Annotated in this window: 28 protein-coding genes and 1 pseudogene; 5 read left to right on the top strand and 24 right to left on the bottom strand. The window is 68.0% G+C overall.

The features are described 5' to 3' along the window. Positions 1–46: 46 nt before the first annotated feature. The 4 genes from dbpB (GWK25_RS09825) to GWK25_RS09840 are packed head-to-tail and all read right to left on the bottom strand — an operon-like array spanning position 47 to position 4,368. Entirely contained in the window at positions 47–1,144 is a 1,098-nt protein-coding gene (gene dbpB / locus GWK25_RS09825; protein WP_215449403.1) for a DGQHR domain-containing protein DpdB, read from the bottom strand. Positions 1,145–1,193: 49 nt separating this feature from the next. Next, positions 1,194–2,435, bottom strand: coding sequence for a tRNA-guanine transglycosylase DpdA (dpdA, locus tag GWK25_RS09830; protein ID WP_215449405.1), 1,242 nt, complete (start codon positions 2,433–2,435; stop codon positions 1,194–1,196). Then, positions 2,432–3,574: a DGQHR domain-containing protein DpdB gene (dbpB, locus tag GWK25_RS09835; RefSeq protein WP_215449406.1), complete on the bottom strand. Its 1,143-nt coding sequence runs from the start codon at positions 3,572–3,574 to the stop codon at positions 2,432–2,434. The genes dpdA and dbpB (GWK25_RS09835) overlap by 4 nt, the downstream gene beginning before the upstream one ends. After that, complete coding sequence (locus tag GWK25_RS09840) at positions 3,571–4,368, bottom strand: hypothetical protein (RefSeq protein WP_308404200.1); 798 nt, start codon at positions 4,366–4,368, stop codon at positions 3,571–3,573. The genes dbpB (GWK25_RS09835) and GWK25_RS09840 overlap by 4 nt, the downstream gene beginning before the upstream one ends. 201 nt (positions 4,369–4,569) lie before the next feature. On the opposite strand from GWK25_RS09840, the gene queC reads away from it, so the two are divergent. Genes queC through GWK25_RS09860 form a run of 4 tightly spaced genes read left to right on the top strand, consistent with a single transcriptional unit; the run spans position 4,570 to position 7,044 of the window. Beyond that, on the top strand, positions 4,570–5,280 hold the full coding sequence (gene queC / locus GWK25_RS09845) for a 7-cyano-7-deazaguanine synthase QueC (protein WP_046914116.1): 711 nt from the start codon (positions 4,570–4,572) through the stop codon (positions 5,278–5,280). Between the two features lie 2 nt (positions 5,281–5,282). Then, entirely contained in the window at positions 5,283–5,918 is a 636-nt protein-coding gene (gene queE, locus GWK25_RS09850; protein WP_215449410.1) for a 7-carboxy-7-deazaguanine synthase, read from the top strand. Further along, positions 5,918–6,274: a 6-carboxytetrahydropterin synthase QueD gene (queD, locus tag GWK25_RS09855; RefSeq protein ID WP_215449412.1), complete on the top strand. Its 357-nt coding sequence runs from the start codon at positions 5,918–5,920 to the stop codon at positions 6,272–6,274. The genes queE and queD overlap by 1 nt, the downstream gene beginning before the upstream one ends. Positions 6,275–6,276: 2 nt before the next feature. Then, entirely contained in the window at positions 6,277–7,044 is a 768-nt protein-coding gene (locus GWK25_RS09860; RefSeq protein WP_215449414.1) for a GTP cyclohydrolase I FolE2, read from the top strand. Positions 7,045–7,180: 136 nt separating this feature from the next. Here GWK25_RS09860 and GWK25_RS09865 read toward each other — a convergent pair whose 3' ends face one another. The 4 genes and pseudogenes from GWK25_RS09865 to GWK25_RS44505 form a co-directional block, all read right to left on the bottom strand. After that, positions 7,181–8,557: a DUF317 domain-containing protein gene (locus GWK25_RS09865; protein WP_215449415.1), complete on the bottom strand. Its 1,377-nt coding sequence runs from the start codon at positions 8,555–8,557 to the stop codon at positions 7,181–7,183. 63 nt (positions 8,558–8,620) lie between these two features. Beyond that, positions 8,621–9,745, bottom strand: coding sequence for a DnaB-like helicase N-terminal domain-containing protein (locus GWK25_RS09870; RefSeq protein ID WP_215449416.1), 1,125 nt, complete (start codon positions 9,743–9,745; stop codon positions 8,621–8,623). Further along, complete coding sequence (locus GWK25_RS09875) at positions 9,745–11,016, bottom strand: DNA cytosine methyltransferase (protein WP_215457292.1); 1,272 nt, start codon at positions 11,014–11,016, stop codon at positions 9,745–9,747. Before GWK25_RS09875 ends, GWK25_RS09870 begins: the two co-directional genes overlap by 1 nt. A 20-nt stretch (positions 11,017–11,036) precedes the next feature. Beyond that, a pseudogene (locus GWK25_RS44505) lies at positions 11,037–11,219 on the bottom strand (hypothetical protein); the annotation flags it as partial. A gap of 119 nt (positions 11,220–11,338) precedes the next feature. Between GWK25_RS44505 and GWK25_RS09880 the strand changes: the two are divergent. Then, a complete protein-coding gene (locus tag GWK25_RS09880) occupies positions 11,339–11,824 on the top strand; it encodes an NUDIX hydrolase (protein WP_215449418.1) in 486 nt (161 codons plus the stop codon). Here the strand turns inward: GWK25_RS09880 and GWK25_RS09885 are convergent. The 16 genes from GWK25_RS09885 to GWK25_RS09960 form a co-directional block, all read right to left on the bottom strand. Next, positions 11,781–12,668 carry an alpha/beta fold hydrolase gene (locus tag GWK25_RS09885; protein ID WP_251828794.1) on the bottom strand — a complete coding sequence of 296 codons (888 nt, stop codon included), beginning with the start codon at positions 12,666–12,668 and terminating at the stop codon, positions 11,781–11,783. The two genes, GWK25_RS09880 and GWK25_RS09885, sit on opposite strands and share 44 nt — an antisense overlap. A gap of 203 nt (positions 12,669–12,871) precedes the next feature. After that, a complete protein-coding gene (locus GWK25_RS09890; protein WP_215449421.1) occupies positions 12,872–13,105 on the bottom strand; it encodes a hypothetical protein in 234 nt (77 codons plus the stop codon). A 238-nt stretch (positions 13,106–13,343) separates the two neighbouring features. Next, complete coding sequence (locus tag GWK25_RS09895; protein WP_215449422.1) at positions 13,344–14,180, bottom strand: hypothetical protein; 837 nt, start codon at positions 14,178–14,180, stop codon at positions 13,344–13,346. 29 nt (positions 14,181–14,209) lie between these two features. Then, complete coding sequence (locus tag GWK25_RS43305) at positions 14,210–14,596, bottom strand: hypothetical protein (protein WP_251828795.1); 387 nt, start codon at positions 14,594–14,596, stop codon at positions 14,210–14,212. Positions 14,597–14,846: 250 nt separating this feature from the next. Next, complete coding sequence (locus GWK25_RS09905; protein ID WP_215449423.1) at positions 14,847–16,646, bottom strand: type IV secretory system conjugative DNA transfer family protein; 1,800 nt, start codon at positions 16,644–16,646, stop codon at positions 14,847–14,849. A gap of 33 nt (positions 16,647–16,679) precedes the next feature. Then, positions 16,680–17,450: a DUF317 domain-containing protein gene (locus GWK25_RS09910; RefSeq protein ID WP_215449425.1), complete on the bottom strand. Its 771-nt coding sequence runs from the start codon at positions 17,448–17,450 to the stop codon at positions 16,680–16,682. Positions 17,451–17,455: 5 nt separating this feature from the next. Continuing rightward, positions 17,456–18,049 carry a hypothetical protein gene (locus GWK25_RS09915; protein ID WP_215449426.1) on the bottom strand — a complete coding sequence of 198 codons (594 nt, stop codon included), beginning with the start codon at positions 18,047–18,049 and terminating at the stop codon, positions 17,456–17,458. Positions 18,050–18,066: 17 nt separating this feature from the next. Then, entirely contained in the window at positions 18,067–18,933 is an 867-nt protein-coding gene (locus GWK25_RS09920; RefSeq protein WP_215449427.1) for a DUF317 domain-containing protein, read from the bottom strand. After that, positions 18,924–19,304, bottom strand: coding sequence for a hypothetical protein (locus tag GWK25_RS09925; RefSeq protein WP_215449429.1), 381 nt, complete (start codon positions 19,302–19,304; stop codon positions 18,924–18,926). Before GWK25_RS09925 ends, GWK25_RS09920 begins: the two co-directional genes overlap by 10 nt. A 40-nt stretch (positions 19,305–19,344) precedes the next feature. After that, entirely contained in the window at positions 19,345–20,160 is an 816-nt protein-coding gene (locus GWK25_RS09930) for a DUF317 domain-containing protein (protein WP_215449431.1), read from the bottom strand. Further along, on the bottom strand, positions 20,157–20,540 hold the full coding sequence (locus tag GWK25_RS09935; protein ID WP_215449432.1) for a hypothetical protein: 384 nt from the start codon (positions 20,538–20,540) through the stop codon (positions 20,157–20,159). Before GWK25_RS09935 ends, GWK25_RS09930 begins: the two co-directional genes overlap by 4 nt. A gap of 21 nt (positions 20,541–20,561) precedes the next feature. Then, positions 20,562–20,765: a hypothetical protein gene (locus GWK25_RS09940; protein WP_215449433.1), complete on the bottom strand. Its 204-nt coding sequence runs from the start codon at positions 20,763–20,765 to the stop codon at positions 20,562–20,564. A 38-nt stretch (positions 20,766–20,803) separates the two neighbouring features. Next, positions 20,804–21,553: a DUF317 domain-containing protein gene (locus GWK25_RS09945; protein ID WP_215449434.1), complete on the bottom strand. Its 750-nt coding sequence runs from the start codon at positions 21,551–21,553 to the stop codon at positions 20,804–20,806. 42 nt (positions 21,554–21,595) lie between these two features. Beyond that, the gene (locus GWK25_RS09950; RefSeq protein WP_215449436.1) at positions 21,596–22,078 is read right to left on the bottom strand and encodes a hypothetical protein; all 483 of its coding nucleotides are present in this window, start codon (positions 22,076–22,078) and stop codon (positions 21,596–21,598) included. Between the two features lie 25 nt (positions 22,079–22,103). Continuing rightward, entirely contained in the window at positions 22,104–22,562 is a 459-nt protein-coding gene (locus tag GWK25_RS09955) for a hypothetical protein (protein ID WP_215449437.1), read from the bottom strand. A gap of 187 nt (positions 22,563–22,749) precedes the next feature. Beyond that, complete coding sequence (locus GWK25_RS09960; RefSeq protein ID WP_215449438.1) at positions 22,750–23,502, bottom strand: hypothetical protein; 753 nt, start codon at positions 23,500–23,502, stop codon at positions 22,750–22,752. Between the last annotated feature and the right edge of the window lie 95 nt (positions 23,503–23,597).

Raw genomic sequence — 23,597 nt, forward strand, 5'->3', positions numbered from 1 at the left:
CGCCCAGGTACCGGGCGGCCACCTTGATAGGGCACACCGTCAGGTACTACTCCCGGACTCGGGCCTGCAGGTAAGTGCTGAGCAGCCGTACGTCGTGGGACGTGTTCTGCAGACTGTTCCAGCGGCGCTCCTGGCCGTCCGGGAACGTCCATGCGCCGGACGTCCACGCCACATGCTCTTCGAGGCCTCGCAGAACGGAGCGGACCTCGTCCCAGTTGACCTTGTCGACCGGGATATCGGTGGTGAGCCGGTCCATGACGAAGCCCATGGCCTGGATACCCACACCGTGCGTCAGCCTCGACTCCCTCGGGGGCTTGCCCCACGCGTCCTCGAAGATTTTCGAGACTGGCTTCCAGAAGGCCTGGAGGTGCGCGAGCATGCGCTCCTCGTCCCCGGTGCCGTCGGTGGCATTGCGGTACTGGAACAGCGCGCCCTCGTAGATGCTGTGCTCCAGCATCTTCAGCACGCTGTTGTCCTTGATGTTGCCCTTGGGAGACGTAGGGCTGTTGATCCTCCCGTAGAAGGGTCCATCTTGGGTGTTCAGGAGAGACATGATTCGTGCAGCGAGCCTGCGACGCTCGTGTGAACGCGGCAATTGACCGGTCGTCTCAGGCAGCAGCTCGTATACAAGCCCCTTGGGGAGCGGCTTGGTCGAGTTGACCAAGATGAACTGCGATCGCTGCTCCGCCTGCCCGGAAGCGATGAAGCCAACCGCGGCGACTGGGAATTCAGCGAGGTCCGCATCCCTAATCGCGGCGCTTCGCTGCTGTCCGTCGACCAGCCATGCCGGCTTGTCTTCGTCGGCTAGTGACTCGTCCACGGGGATGACCAGTTCACCGGGCACGGAGTACTCCACGGCGCCGCCACGGCCCGCGGGAACGAACTTCACGCGCTCGTCGAAAGCGAGGACCACCGCGTTGGGGAGCATCGCTCCATCGGACTCGAGGTAACGGCGGATCGAGCGGATGTGGCTGAGGACCTCGGGCCGCTGGTACCCCTGCAACCGCTTCTCGTCGTCTCGGCGGATGCGCGAGACGGCGGCGAAGTCGTGCAGCTTCTTGCCGTCGACTGCGAAGCAGTAGATCTCCTTGCTGCCTTGGCTCACCTTGAGGGCGGGTAGCTTGAGCTCGTAGCGGTCGGCCACATTATCTCCTGTTTGGGATATTTGAGAGTCTTATGCGCGGTCTGGGTAATTATGTGAACGACAGCTTGCGCATCTTGGCTTCCAGGACAGTCATGTTATGGAATCCGCGGCGCTTGTTTCGCTCCGTTCCGCGGAAGATGACCATCTCGATCTTGTGTTCCTTGCATAGATCGCATGGGCAGTCCTCCCAGGGGCGATCTGCAAGGGTGGGCTTGTACCGCTCGACGTGCTTCAGCTTCTTTTCGTCGCCAAGGAGTGCCTGATAGCCGCGCAGCGCTTCCATGACCTCTTCGGCTTCCGCGTCGCGCTCGTCGTACTTGCGCAACAATCGGAGGCATTCTCGCTCCGCCTTGATGGCCTCCGACTGAGAGACGACGCCGGCGAGAATCAGTCTCTTGAGGGTTAGGTTCCCATCGACTTGCGGAACCCTGATCGCCGTGTAGGAACCGTTAGCGGTGTGGTAGTTGTTGCGCTCGTCCATAAAGGCCTGGCGAAATGCTGAGGTGCTGTCGAAACTTCCGACGTAGTACTTGGAAAATCGCTCCATGCTGTCCACGCGGGTGATCCCGAGCAAATGGAAGTAAACCTCATCTGCGCGGACTTTAGCAATACTCTTAAGGCAGGCAATGATTTCGGGTGTCTTCAACGGGACCATGCCGCCCAGGGCAATCCGCTTGTAGCCCATTTTCTGGAGTCGAACAACGCTGTCCGCGTAGCTATCTGGACTCCATCCCTGAGCAGCACCGACTGGTTCGAGTTTATCGTCCTCGTTGGCAATTTTGGCATTTCGGGCCCTGACGCCAGCAATGAACTCCTCGGCCAATTCAAGTGAAATCTCGCGACGCTTTGCCCATCCAGGATTTACATCCGTGTCGGAGATGTCGGGATCGTAGCCGAAGATCACATGGTCGATGCTGATCCCTGAATTGAATTGGCAGCCAAGGTAGAAGTCGAGGACCTGTTCAACAGAATAGGGAGGGCGTTCTTCGTCGATATAGTTGAACGCCCCGCAATCTCCGAGGCTCCTCATTGCCTTGGGGAGCCTGAAGAATTCTCGCACGCCAAGTCTGTAGAGTCGCTCGCGCTGAGGAGCGCTGTATTTCCCGGCGCCCTTTACGGACCCGTCGACGATGGCCTTGCTGACCAGGATGCCGTCGTATGGGGCAGGATTCACCGCTTGGTGAGCGTAGAGGTCGTCTCTCTGCCGAACCCGGTACGGAGAGTATTCATCATTGAGGAAGTCGTATGTCGGGCTAACCTGGTCCTGACTATCTGGAAAGTAGAACTTCACGATGCGCTCATCCTTGACTCACGGTAAACACGGATCAGATAGTTTGACAGGATGTTGATGTGCTTCGTGACGTTCTCCAGTTCATTCCAGGAGAAGTTGATCTCGGACCAGCGCCCCTTGGTCCAGTGGCAGTGGGGCCCAATAAGTGCCAGTTCCGCCATGACCCTGTCGTAGATGTCGTTAGAGTTGATGTCTACTTCAAACAACACCCGCTCCATGACGCGATCCATAAGGCGCCCCATGGAGCGAATGCCGACGCCATGCATCAGTCGACTCTTGGTCGGGGAGATTCCCCATGCGTCAGGAAATGTGTCCCTTACTGCAGTCCAGTAAACAACGAGAATGTTGCGGATAGTTGCCGTGTCAGTCGTTCCGCTGGACAAGTTTTTGTAAGGGAAGAGGACCCCGGAAGCCGACAAGGATTCCGTGATTGCCTGAAGGAGGCTATTGTCTTTAACGACAGTCTCTGGCTTCTTGCTGGCGATGGTTGACGCCTGCTTGATAAGACCTTTAAAGGGTGAGTCGCCATCCTGGTTCAGTGCATTTACCAGAGTTGCTGGGAGCTTACGGGCCGAGAGCCTCGTAGGCAGTTGGGTGTTCACCTCCGGCAGGAGTTCTGAGACCAAGTTCCCGGGAAGAGGTGACACCGTATTAACGCGCAGGAACTGGTCGCGTTGAATGTCCAGGTCCTCGGCTACAAATCCCGCGATGGTGATTGGCATCTTGGAATTCCGGGTGCGAGCAAGCGCCAGGCTCCGCTGCTGACCGTCGACGATGAGGGCTGGGCGTGGCGCTTCCCGTGATTCCGGGAGGGGAATCTCCAAGGTGCCAATGGTTGCGAGCCCGTCGCTTGGGTTAGGGCCGCGGCTCCCCTTGAAGCGCACCGCGGGGGGCAATGCGAGAATGAGGCCGTTCGGAAAGAGCACGTCGTCACCATCTAGGTATTCCAAGATCTGCTTGACGTGTTGCTTCTTCTCGGGGCGCTGATACCCAAACAGTTTGCCGGCCTCGTCACGCGAGATCCGCGCGACATCGGCGACGAGGTCGACTTCCCCTGCTTCCAGTGCAAACAGGTACAGGGGGATCTTGGGGTTCTGCTCGATACGCAGGGCCCTGCGTCTGATCAGGTTCTCTGTCACTGTTCCCCCATGGTGCGGATGAACAACCCGGCAAACCTGCTCTGCTCGCATGCTCGGCCGCTGTCTCGCAGTGCACGAAGGAGTCGCGTCCGTGAGATGCCGGGTGAGCAGGCGATCTGCTCCTTGATGAAGGTGATGACCTCTTCATCCGACATGGGCTCGCGGTTGTGCTGCTCAGGCTTAGACGCGCTCGCCGCCCACTTGCGCCAGGAGTCGTTGGTCGTGGGAGAGGTAAGTCGTCTGTGTTCGCAGTACTGGAGCCAGGACGCGGCCATGCGCGCGTTCAGACTCGTCAGGGTTCCGCCGAGCGCGTGGCGCAACCCTGCATCGGAGGCGACTCGTTGGATGCCGGGGATCTCTTCGACGCCGCCGACCATCAGAGCCTCGCTCGCAACTTCACCGAGGGCTCGAAGCTCTGCTTCCATCGCCTTCGCGTAGACCTCGGACAGCACCAGCAGCACCGGGCCGCCCTGGCCGAGTCCCTGCAAGGTTGCGCGCCCAACTCCTTCTTGGAGGTGCCGCCACCACTGACCGCTGTCTGCCGCAGAGGAAGCGACCGAGTCGGCGTGTCGGGTGCTGAAGGTCGCCGCGTAGGAAGGCGCCATTGCAGATACCGGCTGCAGGCCGAGGCCGGCGGACGCCACCCACAGTCGCGCGTCGAATCCGGCCGTTGCGGCCGCAGCAGTTAGCCGACGCGACTGCGTCCAGTGATCGCCGCGATAGAGCTCGGTGAGGGAGTGCGTGCGGGCGGCGTTCTCGACACGCTCCTTCCAGAGCGCCGAGCGTTCTTTCACTGTTCCGGCCGGGAGCGACCTTGCGTGCAGTGAGGCCTCTGGTGCAGCTGCCTTGCGGTCCGTGCACGTGACGACCAGTGAAAGTTGCCTCACGCGGCTCTGCTCCCGACGCCGATAACTGGAAGTTTGTTGGCGTCACTCTACCTGTCACTTTTCCCGTAAGCTGCAGCGGTACGCACGGAGCTAACTAGGGAGCAGGGCATGGCGGAGCGTCCCGCGATCGTTCTACTGAGTGGCGGCCTGGACTCGACGACCGTTCTGGCGATCGCCAAGGATCAGGGCTACACGCCGTACGCGTTGAGCTTCCGCTACGGCCAGCGGCACAGTGTGGAACTTGAGGCCGCGAAGCGGGTGGCGGGGGCGCAGGGGGTTGCCCGCCACGTCATCGCGGACATCGATCTGCGAGTTTTCGGCGGCTCGGCTCTCACGTCGGAGATCGAGGTTCCCAAGCACGAGTCTCTGGACGACGCCAGCAGCAAGGACACGGGCAGTAGCGTGCCCATCACGTACGTACCGGCACGCAACACCATCTTCCTGTCCTTCGCGCTGGCCTACGCGGAGACTGTCGGCGCGAGCGACATCTTCACCGGCGTGACCGCCGTCGACTACAGCGGCTACCCGGACTGCCGTCCCGAGTACATGGACGCGTACGCGAAAATGGCGAACCTGGCGACCCGTGCAGGCGTTGAGGGGACGCAGGAACTCAAACTCCACTCGCCGCTCATCGCCATGTCGAAGGCCGACATCGTCCGCGAGGGACTGCGCCTGGGCGTGGACTACTCCCTGACGTCTTCTTGCTACGACCCCGACGAGCAGGGTCGGGCCTGCGGGCACTGCGAGACCTGTCTGCTCCGTCTGAAGGGGTTCGCTGAAGCTGGTGTCACCGACCCCGTGCAGTACCAGGGCGCGTGAGAATGACCTATCTGGTCAAAGAGATCTTCTACACCCTTCAAGGCGAAGGGAGTCACGCAGGTCGTCCAGCCGTCTTCTGCCGCTTCTCGCGGTGCAATCTCTGGACGGGCCTGGAGAAGGATCGCCACCGTGCGATCTGCCAGTTCTGCGACACAGACTTCGTCGGTACTGACGGAGAAGGCGGCGGCCGTTTCGCGTCCCCGGACGATCTCGCACAGGCGGTGGAACGGGCGTGGCCCTCGGCCTCCAGGGAGCACCGCTTCGTGGTGTGCACCGGAGGAGAGCCACTCCTGCAGCTTGATGAGGCAGCGATCGACGCCCTTCATGCCCGAGGCTTCGAGATCGCCGTCGAGACGAACGGCACCCGTGTACCGCCGCAAGGCATCGACTGGCTCTGCGTCAGCCCCAAGATCGGCTCCGAACTGGTAGTTGAGCGCGGAGACGAACTGAAGCTCGTTTACCCTCAGTTGGGAGGCGACCCCAGTCAGTTCGAGCACCTGGACTTCCGGTACTTCCGGCTCCAGCCCATGGACGGTCCGGACGTTGAAGCCAACACCAGGGCGACGGTCGACTACTGCATGAAGAACCCGCGCTGGATCCTCTCTCTCCAGACGCACAAGTATCTGGGAATTCAGTAATGGAAATCTTCCGCGAGTTCACCTTTGAATCCGCGCACCGCCTGCCCAATGTGCCCGAGGGCCACAAGTGCGCGCGCCTGCATGGGCACTCGTACAAGGTCATCGTCCACGTCGAGGGGCCCGTCGGAGCCGAGTCGGGCTGGGTCATGGACTTCGGTGACGTCAAGCGCGCCTTCAAGCCCATCGAAGCGCGACTCGACCACTACTACCTCAACGAGATCGAGGGGCTGGAGAACCCGACCAGCGAGGTCCTTGCCCGCTGGATCTGGGATCGGCTGAAGCCGACACTGCCCGGCCTCTCCGCCCTCACCGTCCGCGAGACGTGCACATCCGGCTGCACCTATCGGGGCGCGTGAACATGCACGACATCCAGAACGAGACCGACTCCCGCGGCATCGAGATCGACGAGGTCGGCATCAGCGGCTTGCGCTACCCGCTGTACTTCGAGGACGGCCACCTCCGCCAGGACGGCGTCGCCGAGATCGAAGTGACTGTCCGGCTGCAGCACGACCGCCGGGGCACCCACATGAGCCGTATGGTCGCTCTCGCTCACGATCACCTTCGTCGATTCGATCCGCGCAAGTTGCCGTACGTCCTGAAGGTCGGTGCCGACCTCCTCGACGCGCCCGCACTCGCAGTCACGATCGATGTCCCGTTGAGTACCAGCGTGATCGCGCCCGCGAGTGGCGCTGAGTCGTGGCAGGTCCACGACGCTCGTTTCGAAGGACGCTGGGACGACGGCGACACGACGGTGATCACCTCGGTCACGACCGAGGTGACGAGCTTGTGCCCGTGCTCGAAAGCTATCTCGGACTACGGCGCCCACAATCAGCGCAGCCGCGTCACGCTGTCCGTGATGGGGCACGGGGACACGCCCTATCCCCTCGGGGTGCACGAGGCTGTACGGATCCTGGAACAGTGTGCATCCGCCCCTGTCGTGCCCTTGGTCAAGCGGCCCGACGAACGCGTTCTGACGATGCAGGCGTACGACCACCCCGTGTTCGTCGAGGACATGGCGCGCGACGTCAGCCTCGCCTGCCGCGAACGGGGCCTGGAGCATGCTGTACGCGTTCGAAACCTTGAGAGCATCCACAGCCACGACGCTGTCGCTCACATCACCGGGTGATGACAGAAGAGCCTGGGCCCAGCGCTTTCACGCTGGGCCCAGGCTCTTGCTGCGCGAACCGGACCGACAACGTGTAGCGCGGCACCTTCGGTGCACGGCCCCTCTCAGGCAGACGTTCGGCTGGGGCGGTGGCGGTTCAGCGGGTCCGGGTGGAATCGGCTGCAGGCGCCCGCCCAGGAGAGGCGGGCGCCTGGGCGGGCGTAGTCAGCATCGCTGGTCGCGAAGTGGTAGCAGCGGGGACCTGGCGGCGTCCTTGCCCTTCGGCGAGTTCGAAGGTGAGGTCCTGCAGGACGGCCGCCGGGGTGTACGGGGAGAAGTGGAGTGCCCAGGTGGGCTGGTGGACGGCGCCGCCACCCCATACGGTCCAGGTCGGCAGGGGGCTGTTGCGCTTCTGGGCGGCGAAGGCGTCGAACTGGACGCCGGCGGCGTCCTCGCCCGGTGCCTCCCACCGGATCCAGCGGCCGTCGACTGTGTGTTCCCACCCCGCGCTCACAAGTGGACTGGTTGCCTTGGTGATGGTCTTCTCGGAGACCTGGCTGCCCACTGCCATCTCCCAGGCGGTGCCGGAGGCGAGGGTGCCGAGGAGTGTGCGCACGATCTCCACGGGGGTGCTGGCGGTGACAGTGGCGTACCAGAGGCGCTCGCCGACGGGTGACTCATAGGCGGCGAGCGTCCAATTGGTATCGCGAGGGCCGGTTTCGTGGACGAATTCGGCGCGCAGAGTGAGCGATTCGTGGACGGCGTGGGTGGTCTCGTCCGACCACGTGCGGTACTTCTCCCAGTCGTTGTTCTCCGTGAGGAAGTCGTTCAGCAGGGCTTCGTGATCGCCAGGGTCGGCGGCGTAGGAGGGGACCCTCTCGACACGAGGGGCGGCGGGGGCTTGCGCCGTGTCGGGTGAACGGAGGCTGGTGCGTGCCTGGGCAGTCTGCTGTTCGATGTCGGTCATGGGTGCGGGTCCGGGGCGTACGGCGTCGCCGTGGAGGCGTTGGAAGGAGGCGAGGGCCTTGGCGGGGGATTCGAGTCTGTCGGCGATCGAGCGCAAGTGGTTCTCGCCGTGCAGGGCGACGGTCCCCCCGTCGAGGTAGGTCCCGATGGCGACGGTGGTCCAGCCGTCGTGGGCATGGGCGTGGATGATGAGCCGGCCGTAGCGGATGTCGTCGTAGATGGTCTGGGCTGCGTTGGAGACCTCCCGTACCTCGGCGCGGGTCAGCCAGTGCATGGGGTAGTTCGCCCAGGTCCATTCCTCGTCGATGGCTTCTCGCAGCCGGGGTGTGATCTCGGTCGTGATGCCTTCGGCGTGCAGGGCGTGGGTGGCTTGATGGGCCCAGTAGGGCTCTTCGTGGTCGATCCGGGCCAGGACCATGGTGTGCTCGTCGAGGGGTTCGAAGCCGCGGGCGGCCAAGAGGGCCCGGGCGGCGCGGTGGTGGGTGCCGGTGAGGGTGGCGGTCACGGCGCTGGTGTGGGCGGGGTGGGTGTCGAAGCGGGCGTGGGCCTCGATCGAGTGGTCGGACATGGGGATGGGGCTCGATTCGGGTTCGGGCGCGGCTGGTGAGTTGGCCGGGCCCGGTGGTTGAGGTCATCGGTGGGCGCGCGCGGCGGTGAGGGCCGGCCGGTTGGGCGGACCGGCCCGGGGGGCCGTGGCGGGGCGTGCCTGCGGACGGGCAGCGGGCGAGGGGGCTGGAGCGGTTGCGCGGTTCCAGCGGGTGCGCAGGGAGTTGAGCTCGGCCAGGGCGCGGCGGCTGCCGGTGATGAGCTGGTGGGGGGTGTTCGCGGGGTCGTCGGTGTAAGCGGTGATCCGGTCGGCGACCGCGTGGGCGCGGGCGAGGAGGGCGCGCTGGAGGATTCTCTCGCCCCAGTACTCGGGGGAGCCGGCCGGCGTGGAGACCAGGGCCATCAGATCTTTGGGGGTCAGGGAGTCGGTGAGGAGTCCGCGGTGCTGGGCCTCGCCGAGAACGGTGACCGGGTCGACCATGTCGCCGCGGTGCACCAGGGCTGTCACGGACTGCCAGAGCGCGGCGTGCAGGGGCAGCGTGAAGTCCTCCGCGGTCAGCCACCGCATCTGCTGTACCTCTGCCGGATAGGCGGTGGCGGTGGCCAGGAGGAGGCGTTCCTCGTCGAGGTCTTCCTCGCTGCTCCGGTACGTGACGGCTGCTGGCGGTGGGGTGCGGGGGAGGGAGCCGGGGTGGGGGGCGAACTGCCCGGCGAGGTCGTCCAGGAGGCGACCGAGGGCATCGGCTTCAGCGAGGACGGTGGCCGCCGGGTTGGGCAGGGTTGGGTCGGTCGCGGTGCGTGCGAGGCGCTCGGCGTGCCGGCTCAGGGTGCGGCGGGCGTGGTCGGCGCGGATCAGCCGGGTGTAGGCCGCGGCGTGCTTCGACTGTGGGCAGAACTGGATGAGGGCGTGGATGTAGGAGGCGCTCAGGCCGGGGGCGTGGGGGCGGGCCTGCTCCAGGACCGCGTTGAGCCAGGTCGTGTCCTTGGCATGGTCGTCGGGATCGGGCGGGGGGACAGCGCGGATCGCGGTGAACAGCGCGGCGTGGGTGTGGCTGTCGAAGTGCCCGGCGTCCAGCGTGCCGGTCTCGGCCAGCCGCTGGGGTTCGAGAAGCAGGGCGCCGAGGAGGGCCTGTTCGGCGTAGTGCACAGGTTTCGGGGCCGGTATGCGGTCGAGGTCGTCGTCCTCGTAGGTGTCGGGGGTGTGGGGCATCAGGCGGCGAGGGTGAAGTCGTCGGGATTGAGGGACGTGTTGAGGTGCGGGGCGAGCAGGTGTGCGGCCAGGCGCGGGGGGACGGCGTTGCCGATCTGGGAGAACTGCTGGCCCTTGTTGCCCTGCCAGGGGTAGTCGGCGGGAAAGCTCTGCAGCACGCCCGCTTCCCGGGCGGTGATCCGGATTGCCTCCGGGGCAGGCAACTGCTCGGGGCCCGCTGTCTCGGCGGAGGGTTCGGCGACCCAGGTGCACTCGTTGGCTCGGTGACCGAAGAAGAGCGTGCCGGCGGGTTCGTCGGCCCGGCGGACGGTGGCGTTGGCCTGGTTGTTGTTGCGCAGCGACCACGACCAGCGGTGCGCCTCGGCGGTGAACGTGGGGGCAGGGGCCGCGGCCGGGCGATTCTCGCGGGTGCCGTGTCGCGCGGCCCAGTCGGAGCCCTCACGCCGGGAAGCCAGGACGATCTCCGTGTCGATCCGGGGTGTCCAGGTTCCGCGGTCGCGGGCGTCGGTGAGGGTTTTGCGGGAGCCGGAGGGGAACGGTTCGGGGCCTCCGCCGGGTCCGCCGCCGGCGCATACGGTGGGCACGGGACGGTCGGTGGCGCCCCAGCCTAGGGCCTCGGCCATGGACACCCACCGGGCGCGGCCGGGGCCGAACAGTGACTCCGGCTCGGCGGCCTTCGCGTGGGTGGGCGGCGGGGGCTCGGCGACGCGTACGCGGGAAGCGAGCAGGATTGCCCGCTTCCTGGTCTGGGGGACGCCGTAGTCGGCAGCGTTGAGGATCCCGGTCCACACGGAGAATCCCCAGGTGCGCAGGATGGCCGCGTACTGCCGCCACAGGGGCAGGACGTCGGGAACTTCCTCCATGACCACCCACTCGGGCTCGCCCACGGTGTTCAGGGCGTGCAAGTAGCGCATGGGTTCGGCGGCGAGGAGGGAGCGTTCGTCCGCGCACGCGCCGAGCAGTTGCTCGCGGGTGTCGCGTCCGACGGCGAGGTCGGCGACGGCCTGGTGGACGAGCGGCTGGTCGACCAGACCGAGGCGCTTGCCGGCCATGCTCCATGCCTGGCACGGAGGGGAGGCGATCAGCCCGAGGATACGGCCGGAGAAGATCCAAGTCGGATATCGGGCGACGTCCGTACGGATCGTCAACTGCCCAGCCACGGCACGGGTCTTGCAGGCCCACTCGTCCCATTCCAGGCCGATGTCCCGCGCGCCGATGGCGGTGAGAGCGTGGCTCCAGCCGCCAGGACCGGCGAACAGGTCGAGGATGATCCGTCTCACGAAGCCAACCCGATGGGGGCCTGGTCGAGGGGGACACGGGAGCGGTGCAGGAACGCCTGCCCGAGCAGCCGGTTTCCGGAGGCGTTCGCCCGGGCGTTTCCCTGACGGATGGCCGCATCGAATGCGACCGCGTCCGTCCATTCCTGAGGGCTGGTGTCCCGGATATTCCGCCACTGCGCGTTTCCGTGAAAGGGATAAGTTATTGAGAATCGAGACAGGAGTGTGACCTTTCGGTGGGTGAAGGCGGGGCCGCCTGGAGGCGGTCCATCGAGATGCGTTGCGGCGGTTCTGGACTGGCTCGTAGGGTGCTCCGATGCCTTTGTTGAACCTGCGTCACTCGGTCCGTGCGATCGTTCTGGACGAGGAGGACCGGATCCTGCTGTGCAGGTTCGCCCTTCCGGAGAGGGCGGTCTGGGCAACTCCAGGAGGAGGTATCGAGTCCGGCGAGACACCTCACGTGGCACTGCGTCGCGAGCTGCACGAGGAGATCGGGCTCGTACTCGACGGGACTCCGCCGCATGTGTGGCATCGGAGGGTTGTCGAGCCTGGCTATGTGACCGGGTATGACGGCGCGATCCAGGACTACTTCCTCGTCCGCACCGCTGCCTTCCGGCCGAACGGTGCACTGTCGAGTGACGAGTTGGCCGCCGAGAACATCACGGAGTTTCGGTGGTGGCGGCTGGCGGAGATCACTGACTATCAAGGGCCGGACCTCTTTGGTCCGCGTGATCTCGCTGGCCTATTGACCAGGTTGATCAAGGACGGGGTCCCCGAACAGCCACTGGAGCTTGGGCTGTGAGTCTGGTTGGCCCGCTGGCGAGGCGGGCGATGCGGTCGCTGATGAGCGCGGGGTGGCGGATGGGCAGGGCGTGCATGGTGCGGGGGACGATTTCCAGGCGGGCGGCGGGCAGGCGCTCGGCCAGCTGCCTGGTGTGGGCGGCGGGGATGTGCCGGTCGTCCGCGCCAGCCATCAGCAGCAGCCGCCCGCCGAGCTGCTCGAGCACGGCCAGGCGGCGTGCCCGGTATCCGCGCAGGGACTGCCAGAGCGCTGCGAGATCCGCGGTGGGGGTGTGGCGCACGCCGTGCCGACAGGGCGGCGGTCCGTCGTCCGCCCCGGTGGCAGTGCGGGGTGTGAGGGTGTAGCGGTGGGTGTCGGGCAGCAGGCGCCGCAGCCTGTCCACAGCCCAGGGCGCGTGGGCGCAGGCCATGGCGAACAGGCTGCGTCCGGCGGCCAGAAGCAGGTCGCGCGGGCCGCGGCCGGGCAGTACGCTCGCCCCGTGGGCGGTGGCCGACAGCAGCACCACGCCCCGGATCCGAGGCAGGAGTTGGGGGCGTAGGGCAGCGAGTTCCTGCAGGATGAGTGCGCCCAGGGAATGGCCGGCGAGCACCAGCGGCCCGGTAGGGGCGAGGGCGCACAGGATCTGGTTCAGGTCGTCGGCGAGCTGATCGATGGTCAGCGGTGCGTCGCCGCGCGGAGTTCGGCCGTGCGCGCGCTGGTCGTAGCGCAGGACTCTGAAGCCCAGGCCGGTCAGGTGCCGGGCATGGACGCGCCACAGGTCCGCGGTGACCGACGCGCCGTGCACCAGGACGATCGTCGCGCCGTCGGACCGTGGGCGGGCCGGGGTGTCGCGATATGCGGCCAACGGGGTGCCGTCAGTGGCGGAGACCGACAACACCTCAGTGGCAGAACGAGGATTGAGCACAGAGGATCTCCAGAGGGAATACGTAGGGTGCAGCCGTGCGCCGTCCAGACGGCGCTGGCGATGCCGGCCGTTCGGCCCGTACTGCGGCTGGCCACGTGACGGGGCCGGGCGGATGTCCGGAAGCGGTCTCGGCGCGCGGGCGGTCAGCGGCGACGGGCACGGGGTGCCCCGGCCTCTTGGACGCTGGGGCGTGAGGTGAAATGCGGCGGCGGAGCGGGCGGCCAGAGTTCGGTCGCCGTAGACGGGTACGTGGCGCGGGTGAGGGAGTTGAGGACGGCCAGTCCCTTGGGGGGCAGTGCCAGGCGCTGGCCCATGATGGACGCGGGGTGGGCAGTGTGATCGTGGTAGGCCAGGCCCTTGCGTTCCAGTGCGCGCACGTCGTGAGCGCGATGTGCGTCGAGGTTTGGGTGTCCACATAGTGCGAGCCGTTGCTGTGTTGTCGGACTCGGCTGGGCGTCCGTGCGAGAACCCGCAGGGCGGCGCGCTGCTGCCAAGTCAGGCGACGCGCGACGGGCGACCGCTCGGACGTGGAGAACGCTAGTTCGGCAGGGCCGGAGGTTGAGGTGTCGCTGCGTCGCGGGGAACGAGACGGCGGGATGGATGGGGTGGTGTCGGTCATCGCGTGCGTCCCGAAGACTGCTTCGTTGCTGGAGGCGTCACGGCCGCAGCTCGGTCGAGGGCCGGGGTGGGCTTGTGCTGGGCGAGGGCACGCTCGCCTTCGGCGGTGACGCTGACGCGCTGGCCCTGAACCAGCGACCTCGTGGCGTTGACGCGGACCAACCCCCGCACATTCAGGGCGTTGAAGGTGGTGATGTTGAGCGTGACACCGCCCGTGGTTGAGGCACGCAAGGTGCCCTTGCGGCCGGACGGGTAAAGACGGCCACCGTCTTGGGACAGCGCGGACAGCGCGGCGTACTGGATGTCGGTGATCCGTGGCGCTGGCATCGTCTGGTGCTGTTCGGCGTGCTGCTTCAGGTCCCGGGTGATGCCGCTGGCGAGGTAGTAGCAGCCGGTGTGGGCCAGGTCGAGCTGGTGGGCGGCGTCCGCGAGGTGCTCCGCCATGGCGGGGACCGCCTCCGCGTGCCGTACCTTGCGCACGGCTGCTTCATCGGCCGGCGGGCCGGGGAACGGGGCGCCCTCCAGCGGGTTGGCCTCCAGGGCGCAGGCCAAGTCGGATGCGGCGACACTGGCGGCGGAGACGACGGAGGCGAGAGCTTCCAGAGCCGGGCGGCTGCCGGGTACGGCGGTGTACTGGCTGCCGTCGAGGGTGCCAAGGCGTTCCATGGCACGTTGGACCAGCTCGTTCGTAGCCACGATCTTTGACGTGAGCTGCTGCCGGGCGTCGGTGCCGGGTGTGAGGGTGAGCGAGCGGATCTCGCTGTGCAAGTCCTCAAAGTCGCTGCCGAGTTGCCGCAGTCGGGCGATCTCGGCTTGCAGGTCGATCTGGCGCATGGTGCTGCTCCGAGTGGGGCCGACGGTGGTCAGCGGCTGCGCCGCTGCCTCTGTGTGGTGGGCGGCGGTGCGGGCGCGGCACCGGGGCGGGATGGTGTAAGTGGGATGTCCTGAGTGGTCTCGATGCCGAGGTCGATGCGCACGCTGATGCCGTCGGCGTAGAGGTGGGCCTCGGCGCGGACAACGGCGTTGAGCGCGTCGCGTTCACTGAGCCCGGGTGACAGCGCGTACCGCCGCTTCGCCCCCGCTGGCGTGAAGCCGTGCTGGACGAGGATGGCGCCGGCCTGGTCGGTGACCGCGGTCGCGGTGACCGTGCCGTTGCTGAAGCCGATGGACACGCCGGGCTGGGCAGCCGGGCTTGCGCCGTGCTGGCGCGTGGTCCAGGCGAGGTCGACGAGATCCAGGGTGTGGGCCATGAGCCCGTAGGCCGCGACGCCAGCGCGCTCGTGCGCGTCCTCGGCCGTCTCGGGCGGGAGGAGGTAGACGGTGCGGCCGTGGTGCTCGCGGGCGGTGAACCCGGCCTCGGTGAGAATCCGACGTGCGGCGGGAAGGCGCCGGTTGAGGATGACGAAGGTGTGGCCGTCGTCGGTTGAGCCGACGAAGACGTCGTGGTGGTCGGTGAGAGCGATGGGTCATCCCAGGGAGTCGGAGGGGTGCTGCCGGCGGTCAGGCGGCGGGGCCGTAGTCGCTCTGCTTCGGTGCGGCCTTGGCGACCGCGCGGGCGGTGATGGCCTTGGAGGCGCGGGCGGAGGCGGCGGACAACTGCTCGGCGCCGGGCTCCAGGTACCAGGGGCGCAGGTCGAGCATGGCGGCGCGCATGCCGGTGGCGAAGCACAAGGCGGTGCCCTTGGGTAGGGCGCGGATCGCGTCGGCGGGCAGGATCCGCTCCTGCCGCATCGACACGGAGGTCGACTTCCCCGAGTCGGAGATGGACGTCGAGGTGGTCTCCACGTCGTGGTCGCCGATGAGCCGGGAGAGCTTGTCGGCGAAGTCGGGATCATCGATGCCGGAGCCGATCACCTTGACCGTGCTCGCGGACCACATGGCGTCCATGCCCGCGTCGCCCCAGACCTTCTGGCCCTGCCGGTAGGACTGAAGGATCGTGATCGGGATGATGCCGCGCGAGCCCAAGTGCGAGTACAGGTCGGGGAGATCGGAGATTTTGCAGACGTTGGCGGCCTCGTCGAGGATCGCGAGCATCGGCGGGTCGAGGCGTCCGCCGACGCGTTCGGCCTGGGCGGTTGCGGCCCGCATCACGGAGTCCGCGCACGCGGCGATCAGCGCCGAGGCGCCGCCACCGCCGTCCTTCGACAGCAGGTAGAGGGTGTCGGTGCTGGCGACGAACGCGGACGGCCGGAATTCCCGTACGCCCTTCTGCGGGGTGACCCACGCGGCGATCTCGCTGTTGAGGAGGGCTGCGGCGTACTGTCGGGCCGTCTCGTAGATGCCGTCCCTTGTTTCCGGTGGACCCTCGACGGTGCCCTTGAGCTGGGCTGCGACCGCGGTGAAGCTGTGGTCGCGAAGAATGTCGAGGGGGGTGCGGTCGGCGGGGAACGCGAGCCACTGCATGACGTCGGTGATGGGCCGTTCGTCCAGGGCGGCGGCGAGGAAGAGCTGGCTGAGGATGTTGGATCCGGCCTTGGACCAGAAGTCGCCCTGCTGGGAGGCGTCGACGCTCGCGGCGAGGAAGTGGCCCGCCAGGCGGCCCGCGCCGTCGAGGGTCTTGGCGTCGGCGAGCGGGTTCCACCACATCTCCCGTTTGGCGTGGGCGATCTGCTGGGGGTCCATCGACCATGTTCGCCCGCTCTGCCGCCGCGCGGCGAGAGTGGTGGTGTAGGCGTCGCCGGCCGCTTTATTGGAGGTCAGCAGGACGGGGCCGGGGGCGTTGAGGATGGAGGGGATCGCCAGCGAGGTGGTCTTGCCGGAGCGCGGCGCCATGATCGCGACGGCGACATCCTCATACCCCATCCGGACCTCGTGGCGGCTGCCCTGGAGGTTGCCGAGCAGAATGCCGGTGTCTGTGGCATCGATGTGCTTGGCGTCCTTCAGACTCGGCCGCAGGGAGCGGGCCTTGGCAGTGATCGCCTTGGCCAAAAGCGGCTCGATGTCCCTCGGTTTCGCCATGCCGAGGATCTTCTTCTTGCGGCTGCCGCCAGCGTTCTTCCGCCGGGACCACACGATCGCGGCGGTGAGGGCAAGGGCGGTCATCGCGGCGATGGGGATGACGCGGGTCGCGATGAGCAGGGACGTTTCTCCGACTGTGGGCCAGAGCCGGTCGGGGTGGAGGAGGGCGGCGATGGGCTGATACGGAGCCCAGGGGGCGGAGTTGGTGGCCCAGGCGGCGAGGTTGCCGCACAGCCAGGCGAGGTTGGACAGGGGGACGGCGATCGCGAGGGCACCGAGGAGCACCTTGAAGGCGAGGTCGTAGCCGTCGCTGCTGGAGGAGGCGGGGGAGGCGTGGGGCAAGGGCGGGATTCCGGGGTGAGGGGTGTGGCCGGGTCAGCGCGTGCGGTGCGGTGGCGGCTGCGGCCGGCGCGGCGGCAGCGAGGGCGCGCCACGCCGGCGGCGGACGGCGAGATTCTGGACGCGCTGCTCCAGCGGATCCAGCACGCCCGGCGGGTCCGTTGGCGCGGGGGCCGTCTGGAGGTGGGGACGGGCTTGGAAGGGGAGGGCGAGCGGGTCGCGGCGCAGCGGTGCGGGGTCGGTGAGGACGCTGGTGAAGGCGGCGACCAGGTGGAGCGGGGTGTCGGCGCCGAGGTGGGCGTGCCAGATCACCGTGTCGGGGTTGCCGGGCAGGGAGGTGGTGACGAACCAGCTGCCTTGGTCCTGGCCTGCGCGCTCGACACGGATGGGGCTGTCGGGGGACGAGGCCGAGACGTCGGAGTGTTCCAGCCAGCCGGCCGCGTACAGGATCTCGAAGGGATCACTCTCCGCCGCCGTTTCGGGGGCGGGCTGAGTGAGGGCGTCGGTGAAGGCGGCAAGGAACTCCACCGGGATGCGCGCCCCGAACCGGGCGTACCAGGCGGGGTGTTCGTCGGTGGGGGCGTGGCGGACTGTCCACCACGGCTCGTCCGGGTCCGGGTACAGGCTCAGTTCGGCCTGTTGGTCGGGCCGGACCAGATGGACGATCGGGGAGAGCGGAGTGTGGTCGTAGCGCCATCCGCCGGCCTGGTGGAGGGCCACGGTGACCCAGCGTGGGTCCCCGCCCCCTGCCAGGCAGGGCGGGGTGACGAGGAGTTCGTCGGCCGCATCGTGAGGCAGGAATCGCATCCGGCTCACCTCCGGGCCACGGACGCCGCGGCAGCGGAGGCCGTAGAAGTGGGTCGAGGCGCGACGGCTTCCAGACGAGGCGGGGTGCGTTGGGTCGCCGTGTGGATGGCGCGGATCACGGGGGCGTGCAGCGTCAGTTCGTTGAGTGCATGCCATGCCTCGGTGTTGCGGGCGTCGATGAGGTCGTCGTACGCCTCTGTCCCGGGCCGGGCGGAGGGCGGCAGGTCGTCGAGGCCGGCGCGGTAGTCCTCTTCGAAGGCGTCGAGCTGGTCGAGAGCGTCTTCGGCGCCCGCCAGGTGCCACGGCCAGTGGGACTGGACTGCGCGGGCGGGGAGTTGCTGGAGCTGGACTTCGGCAGTGGAGATCAGCTCGTGGGCGAAGGGGCGGATCTGCGCGGCGGCCGTCCAGGTGTCGGCGTCGCGGCGGGCTGCGCGCCGCCCGTAGGTCTCGTCGTCGTACGGCCAGCCGGCGGGGTCGGTGTGCTGGTCGGAGTAGGCGTCCCATGCGGCCAGGATCTGTTCGCCGGTGTGGAGGAACGCGGCGAGCTGGTCGAGGCGCTGTTGGTGGATGACGCTCGGAGGAGAGAGTGGGGAAGCCACAGGGGGCCTTTCATCAGTCATCGGGTGCGAGCCGCCGGGGAGATGACGGTGCCGACGGGGGTTGAGGCGGGCACGGTGTCCAGCCGCTGGCGGCGTCGGGCGGCGCGGACTTGGGCCTGGACGTTCTTGAGGCGCTGCTGGTGGGCGTCTGCGACATCCGTACCGGTTCGGCTGGTCCGTTCGTGTTGGACGTCGTAATGCCAGCCGTGCTGGCCCCAGCCGCGCAGCAGCGGTTCGCGGTTGGTCAAGGCGGCGACGAGGCCGGCGATGGCCTGCGCGGGTGTGTGTCCGTCGAGCCAGCCGTTCCAGACCGAGCGGCCGTCGAAGGCCGATTCAGCGGCGTCGGCGGGGTACTCCCTGGTGCGGATCCGCCAGGAGAAGGTGGAGTAGGTCTCGTCGGGGAAGGGGCGGCTGTATTCGGCGACTGCCCGCTGGTCGGGCGAGCGGGCCTCGAAGCCGGTTCCGTTCTCGCTCTGGGTGACGCTCCAGCCGGTGGAGCGGAAGAGATCCCACGGATCGGGTGCGTCCGCTGGGGCGGGGGTGAGGAGCGTGTCGGTGAGCCCGGCCAGGATCTCGGCCGGGACCTTCTGGGTGAACGAGGCATACCAGGAACGGGAGTTGGATGGCTCGACGGTGAGGCGCCACCAGTTACGGGACGGAGCGAACTGGGGTGCGGCTTGCAGCCGGGCCTGCAGGTCGGGGCTGGTGACCTCGGTCTCGGGGGAAGCAGGGTCGGAGGTGATGGTCCAGCCGGCGGCGAGCAGCGCGTGGGTGACGTGGCGGGCGTCGCCGGGACCTGCGAGGTGCCGGGGGCTGGTGGAATGGAGGATCGTCGACTCGTGGTCGCGTCGGAAGCCGGCCAGCTGCCGGTCGGTCACCGGCATGTACCGCTCCCCCCGGTATCGGCGTGGCCGGTTCGGATCGGGGTCTGCTCCAGCAGTCTCAGTGTCTTGCTGAGCGGGTTGCGCAGCTGGTCGACGGCCGTGGCGGCTTCGAGGTACTCGCGTATGAGGCCGGTCACGGTCGTGTCCTGAGGGGCGTCGGCGTGCTGGGTCAGGAGCCGGGAGACCTCGCGCAGGACCTGGGCGAGGGTGTCGACCACGTCGGGGGCGGCGTGGACGAGCGGGGCGAGCAGAGCGGCGGCTTCGGTGTTGTCGGGGCTGGTGCGCAGATGAGCGGTGAGCCGGGCCAGGCTGTGGACAGCCCTGTGGATATCTTCGGTGGTGAGGGCGTCGTCGCAGGTCAGGTCGGTCATGAACTTTCTTGTTCGTGAGGGATGGGCAGGCGGCGGTGGGTCAGCGGCGTCGGCCGCCGGCCGTGGCGTACGGGCCTGCGGTGCGGGACGGTTTGCGGGCGCCGGTGGTGGCGAAGCGGGCCCAAGTGGCGGCGCGGGCGGCGGTGATACGGGCCTGCTGCCAGGCGGAGAGCTGTGAGGGCAGCACCGAGACGGACGTGATGCGGACCCGGCTCGTGGGCGGGACGTGTCCGCGCGGTCGCATCACCGGCTGCGGGTCGGCCAGCGCGGTGGCGAATGCCTCGACGAGGTGCAACGGGGTGGTGGGGCTGAATACGGCGTCCCAGGTCTGCCCGTGTTCGGTGCGCGCCCCAGCCCACCACAGCGCCTGGCCGCGCTCGTCTTGGGTGTACTGCAGCCAGGTGTCACGGCCGGGGTGGACGGCGGTGAACGACTGCTCCTCGCCGCGCTCACTGCTCCAGCCCTGCCGCTCCAGCGGCGCCCACGCGTTGGGCGCGTGCGCGGACCGCGGCCGGGCGAGGGCGTCGGTGACGCCGGCCACGATCTCCACCGGAGTCTGCCGGCTGAAGGTGGCATGCCACGCCGGCTGAGCACCGGCGGCCTTGCCGGAGATGGTCCAGCCGCCGGGCTGGGTGTGCGGGTCGTAGCCGATACGGACCGTGCGGTCGGGGCTGTCGAAGATGAACGGGCCGCCCCGGTGGGAGGAGCCCTTCCAGCCGGAGGCGCGCAGGAACTCGGTGACATGCCTGAGGTCGCCACCACCGGCGAGATGCCGGGGCTCGATGAGGTAGTGCTGCTCGGCCTGCTCGCCTCCGGCGCGCGGAGTGCCCCAGCCGGTCCACTGTTTCCGGCTCACCGGCGTCTCCTCACGACCATGGCGGTCGGCACCGGCTTCGGCATGGCGGTGGGAGACGCGGTGCCGGCGAGGGCGTCGAGGGTTTCGGCATGCTCGTCGAGGTCCAGGCCGATGTCGTGCAGTTCGTTGGCGGCGCGGCCGATGGCGAGCCAGACCTCGGGCGGGAGGATGCCGTGCTGGGAAGTGTCCTTGGCGAAGTGGGCCCCGGTGACCATCAGCGTGGTGAATCGGCCGAGGATGCCCTCGTCGCAGTCGAGTACTCGTCCGAGGATCTGGGCGGCCTGGCGCGATGGGGCCTGGGAGAGATGTTCGGCGAGCTGGGTGAGCTGGCGGGCTATGTCGTCAGCGAGGCGTACGGGGTGGGAGATCGGGTTGGTCACGGGCCTCCAAGGGGTTGGGGGTCAGGTGTGGTGGCCGAGGCGGCGGGATTCGTCCAGGGCGGACTCGGGGCGGCCGGTGGCCAGCGGGTTGGCTCTGCCGTGGGTGCTGAGGACGAAGGCGCGCAGGTAGCGGCGGAAGAGGAAGACGGCCAGCCGGGGTGGGCGCTCCGGGTTGATCGGCGGTGGAGTGCGGCGCGGTACGAGAGGTACGGAAGGCTCCTGCAAGGGGGGATGGGGGTGAGTACGGGGCGAGGCCGTGTGGGTCAGCGGCGGCGGGGCGCGCGTGTGCGGACTGCCGAGGGCGGTGATGGTGCGGCGGCGTGTCGCCGTTCGGCGCGGGCCTCGGAAATCTGGGCTTCGACGCCCGCTGTTACGTCGTCGACTCCGTACGACGTCCGGGCGAGACGGGTGTACTGCCCGCAGCCGAAGAGCGGTGTGCCGATGGCCATCCGCGGCAGTGGGGTGTCGGAGGCGAGACTGCTGGTGAGCGCGGCGATCACGCCGGACGGGGTGTGGGTGCTGAAGGTGGCCGTCCACCAGGTGTATCCGCCGACCGTGCAGGCGGCGTGCCACGGTCCTGAACCGATTCCGTGGACATGTTCTTCGGTGAAGCAGACCAGGCCGTCGGGAGATACCGCGGTGGCATCCGTGCTCCAGCCTGCCGCGTGCAAGGGGGCAAGTACGTCGGCCTGTCGGTGGGTGGGCCGCAGCAGAGCGTCCGCCATCGACATGACGTATTCGACGGGGAGGTGTGCGCCGAGGCGCGCCGCCCATTGGTGCCCGTGGGCTGTGGTGGCTCGCAAGGTCCATGTCCAGCCGGCGCGGCGGTCGAGCACGACGTGCATGCGGCCATCAGGGCTGGTGAGGGCGGTGTGCTGGTCGATCGTGGACACGTCTCGCCAGCCGTGGCCGCGTTTGAGCAACTCGGTGAGGTGTTCCCAGTCACCGCCGCCTGCGAGGTAGCCGGGCGAGGTCAGGACGAAGGGGATGTGGACGGGAGAAGGAGTGGGCACGACGCGGATTCCGTGGGCGGAGACGGAGAAGGGAGGGTCGGGTCACCGGGTACGCGGGGCCGGTGGCTGAGTGGCGGGGAGAGGTGCCGGTGGTGTTGCGGCGGTGAGGGTTCCACTGTCGATGCCGAGGCGGTCGCTGGCGGGGGCTTCGGGGGCTACAGCGAGGTGCTGGGTGCTGCTGGTGGACCGGTTCCTGATCTGGGTGACGGCGTCTTGGTAGGCGGCTGGGTCGAAGAGGTAGTCGGGGATGTAGACGATGTAGCCGGCCATGAGCAGTGTGGGCGCGGCTCGGGTGGCGAGTTGCTTCTTCTCGTCCTCGGACAGGTGGCCGGGGGCCTCGTGCCAGATGCAGGTCGGCCCCGATGGACCTGCCGGGCGGAGGGTCTTGCGTTCGAAGCCGAGCTGGTCGAGGAGCGCGAGGAGTTGTTCGTCGGCGCCGGTAGGGGTGTCGGCGTGGACGGTGTCGGTCAGGGGCTTGCGGTAGATCTCGACGTCGGTGCCTTCGTCATCGGCACGGTTTCCCACGGGTAGTTGCTCCTGTTCGGGGCAGTCAGCGGCGTCTGGCCGACATTTGCTGGGGCAGGGCTGTCGGTGAGCTCGGCGGAAGCGGGGCACTGGTGGCCTGATTGCGGATCCGCTCGATCTGTGAGGGATATGAGGACAGGCCCCAGGTGGTGTTTCTCAGCTGGTCCGCGAGGTCGGGGTCGACCTCGGCGGCGTCGAGGCGTTCGGCCCAGGACACCCAGATGGCATTGAGGGTCGCGACGAGATGGGGCAGCAGCCCGTCATAGGGTGCGGCGATCTGTGTCAGGATCCCGGCCACCTCGCGGTCGTCTTCGGCGTCGCGGGCTTGCTCGGCGAGCTGGTGGAGGTACCGGTGGGCGGCCTGCCGGTCCCCGTCCGTCGCGCTCAGGGTGTTCAGGTCGGGGTCGAGATGGACGCTGTATCCGGCCTGCAGCAGAGCCAGGGCCGCGGCGGTGGCGCCGGTGCGCTGCTCGTCGACAGCCATGGTGTGGGGCTGGCGGTGATAGGGGCCGCGAGGGCCGGGGGCGTCGATGAATCCTCCGGCCGTCTGCAGAATGCCGGCCGCACGCTCGTCGCCGCCGATGGCGACGACCAGCTGCGTTGCGGATCGCGGGTGATGGTGATGTAGCTGAGGACGAAGAACTCCGGCGCGCCACCAGGGGCACGGCCTGTCACCGGGTTCGGTGCGGGGCCGGAGTCGGCGGTGCGGGCGGCTGGGCAGGTGTGATGTCCAGCGCAGGCCGGCCTGTCGGGCGGGACAGGAGGACGCCGACACCTAGCTCGGACAGACGGTGGCCGGCTGCGCGGACGGATGCGGCGACCCGGGCTGAGTCGCCGTCGGACAGTACGAACACGTTCCGGTCCGCGTCGAAGGTGAAGCCGTACTCGGTCAGGGCCCGGGCAACGTCGTCGCGATCGGGCTTGGCGACGACGAGGTCCTCTCCGGACCAGGTCATCACCACGCGCTGCTCGTCAGCCGGGTCGGCAAGAAGACGGGAGGCGTTGTCCCGTACCAGGGCGAGGGCCTGTGCATAGCGGGGCAGCAGGCGCAGCCGGACGTGCTTGGCGGCACGGAAGGGGTCCGCGTCGACGGCGATGCCGTCGGGCTCGCGAACGTCGCGGAACGCCTCGATGGGCAGGTCCTTGGGCGCCATGGCGGCGATGAGGAAGCCGTCGTCGTGGCCCTTGCGGTCCATGACGAACAGCCGCGTGCCGTCCACGGGCCGGGTCAGGACCGCGCAGTGGTCGAGGCTGTACTCGGCCATGGCATCGGCGACCTGGTCCATGTCCCAGACATCGACGACCAGTTCGTCGTGGTCGGTGTTGTCTCCGCGGCCTGGGTGGTACTGGGTGCTCCACTGGCCGGGCAGTTCGCCGGCGAGGACGGCGGCGAAGGAGGCGAGAGAGTCATCGGGGGCGTGCAAAAGTCTCCTCGGGAAGGGACAGGCAGGTCATCTCCGGCGGCCGGTGGGGGCCGGCGCGGTGGGGAGGGGACCGGGGCTGGTGGGGATGCGGGGTG

Origin of the sequence: Streptomyces sp. ATCC 21386 (assembly GCF_018728545.1) — a bacterium.
Lineage (GTDB): Bacteria > Actinomycetota > Actinomycetes > Streptomycetales > Streptomycetaceae > Streptomyces.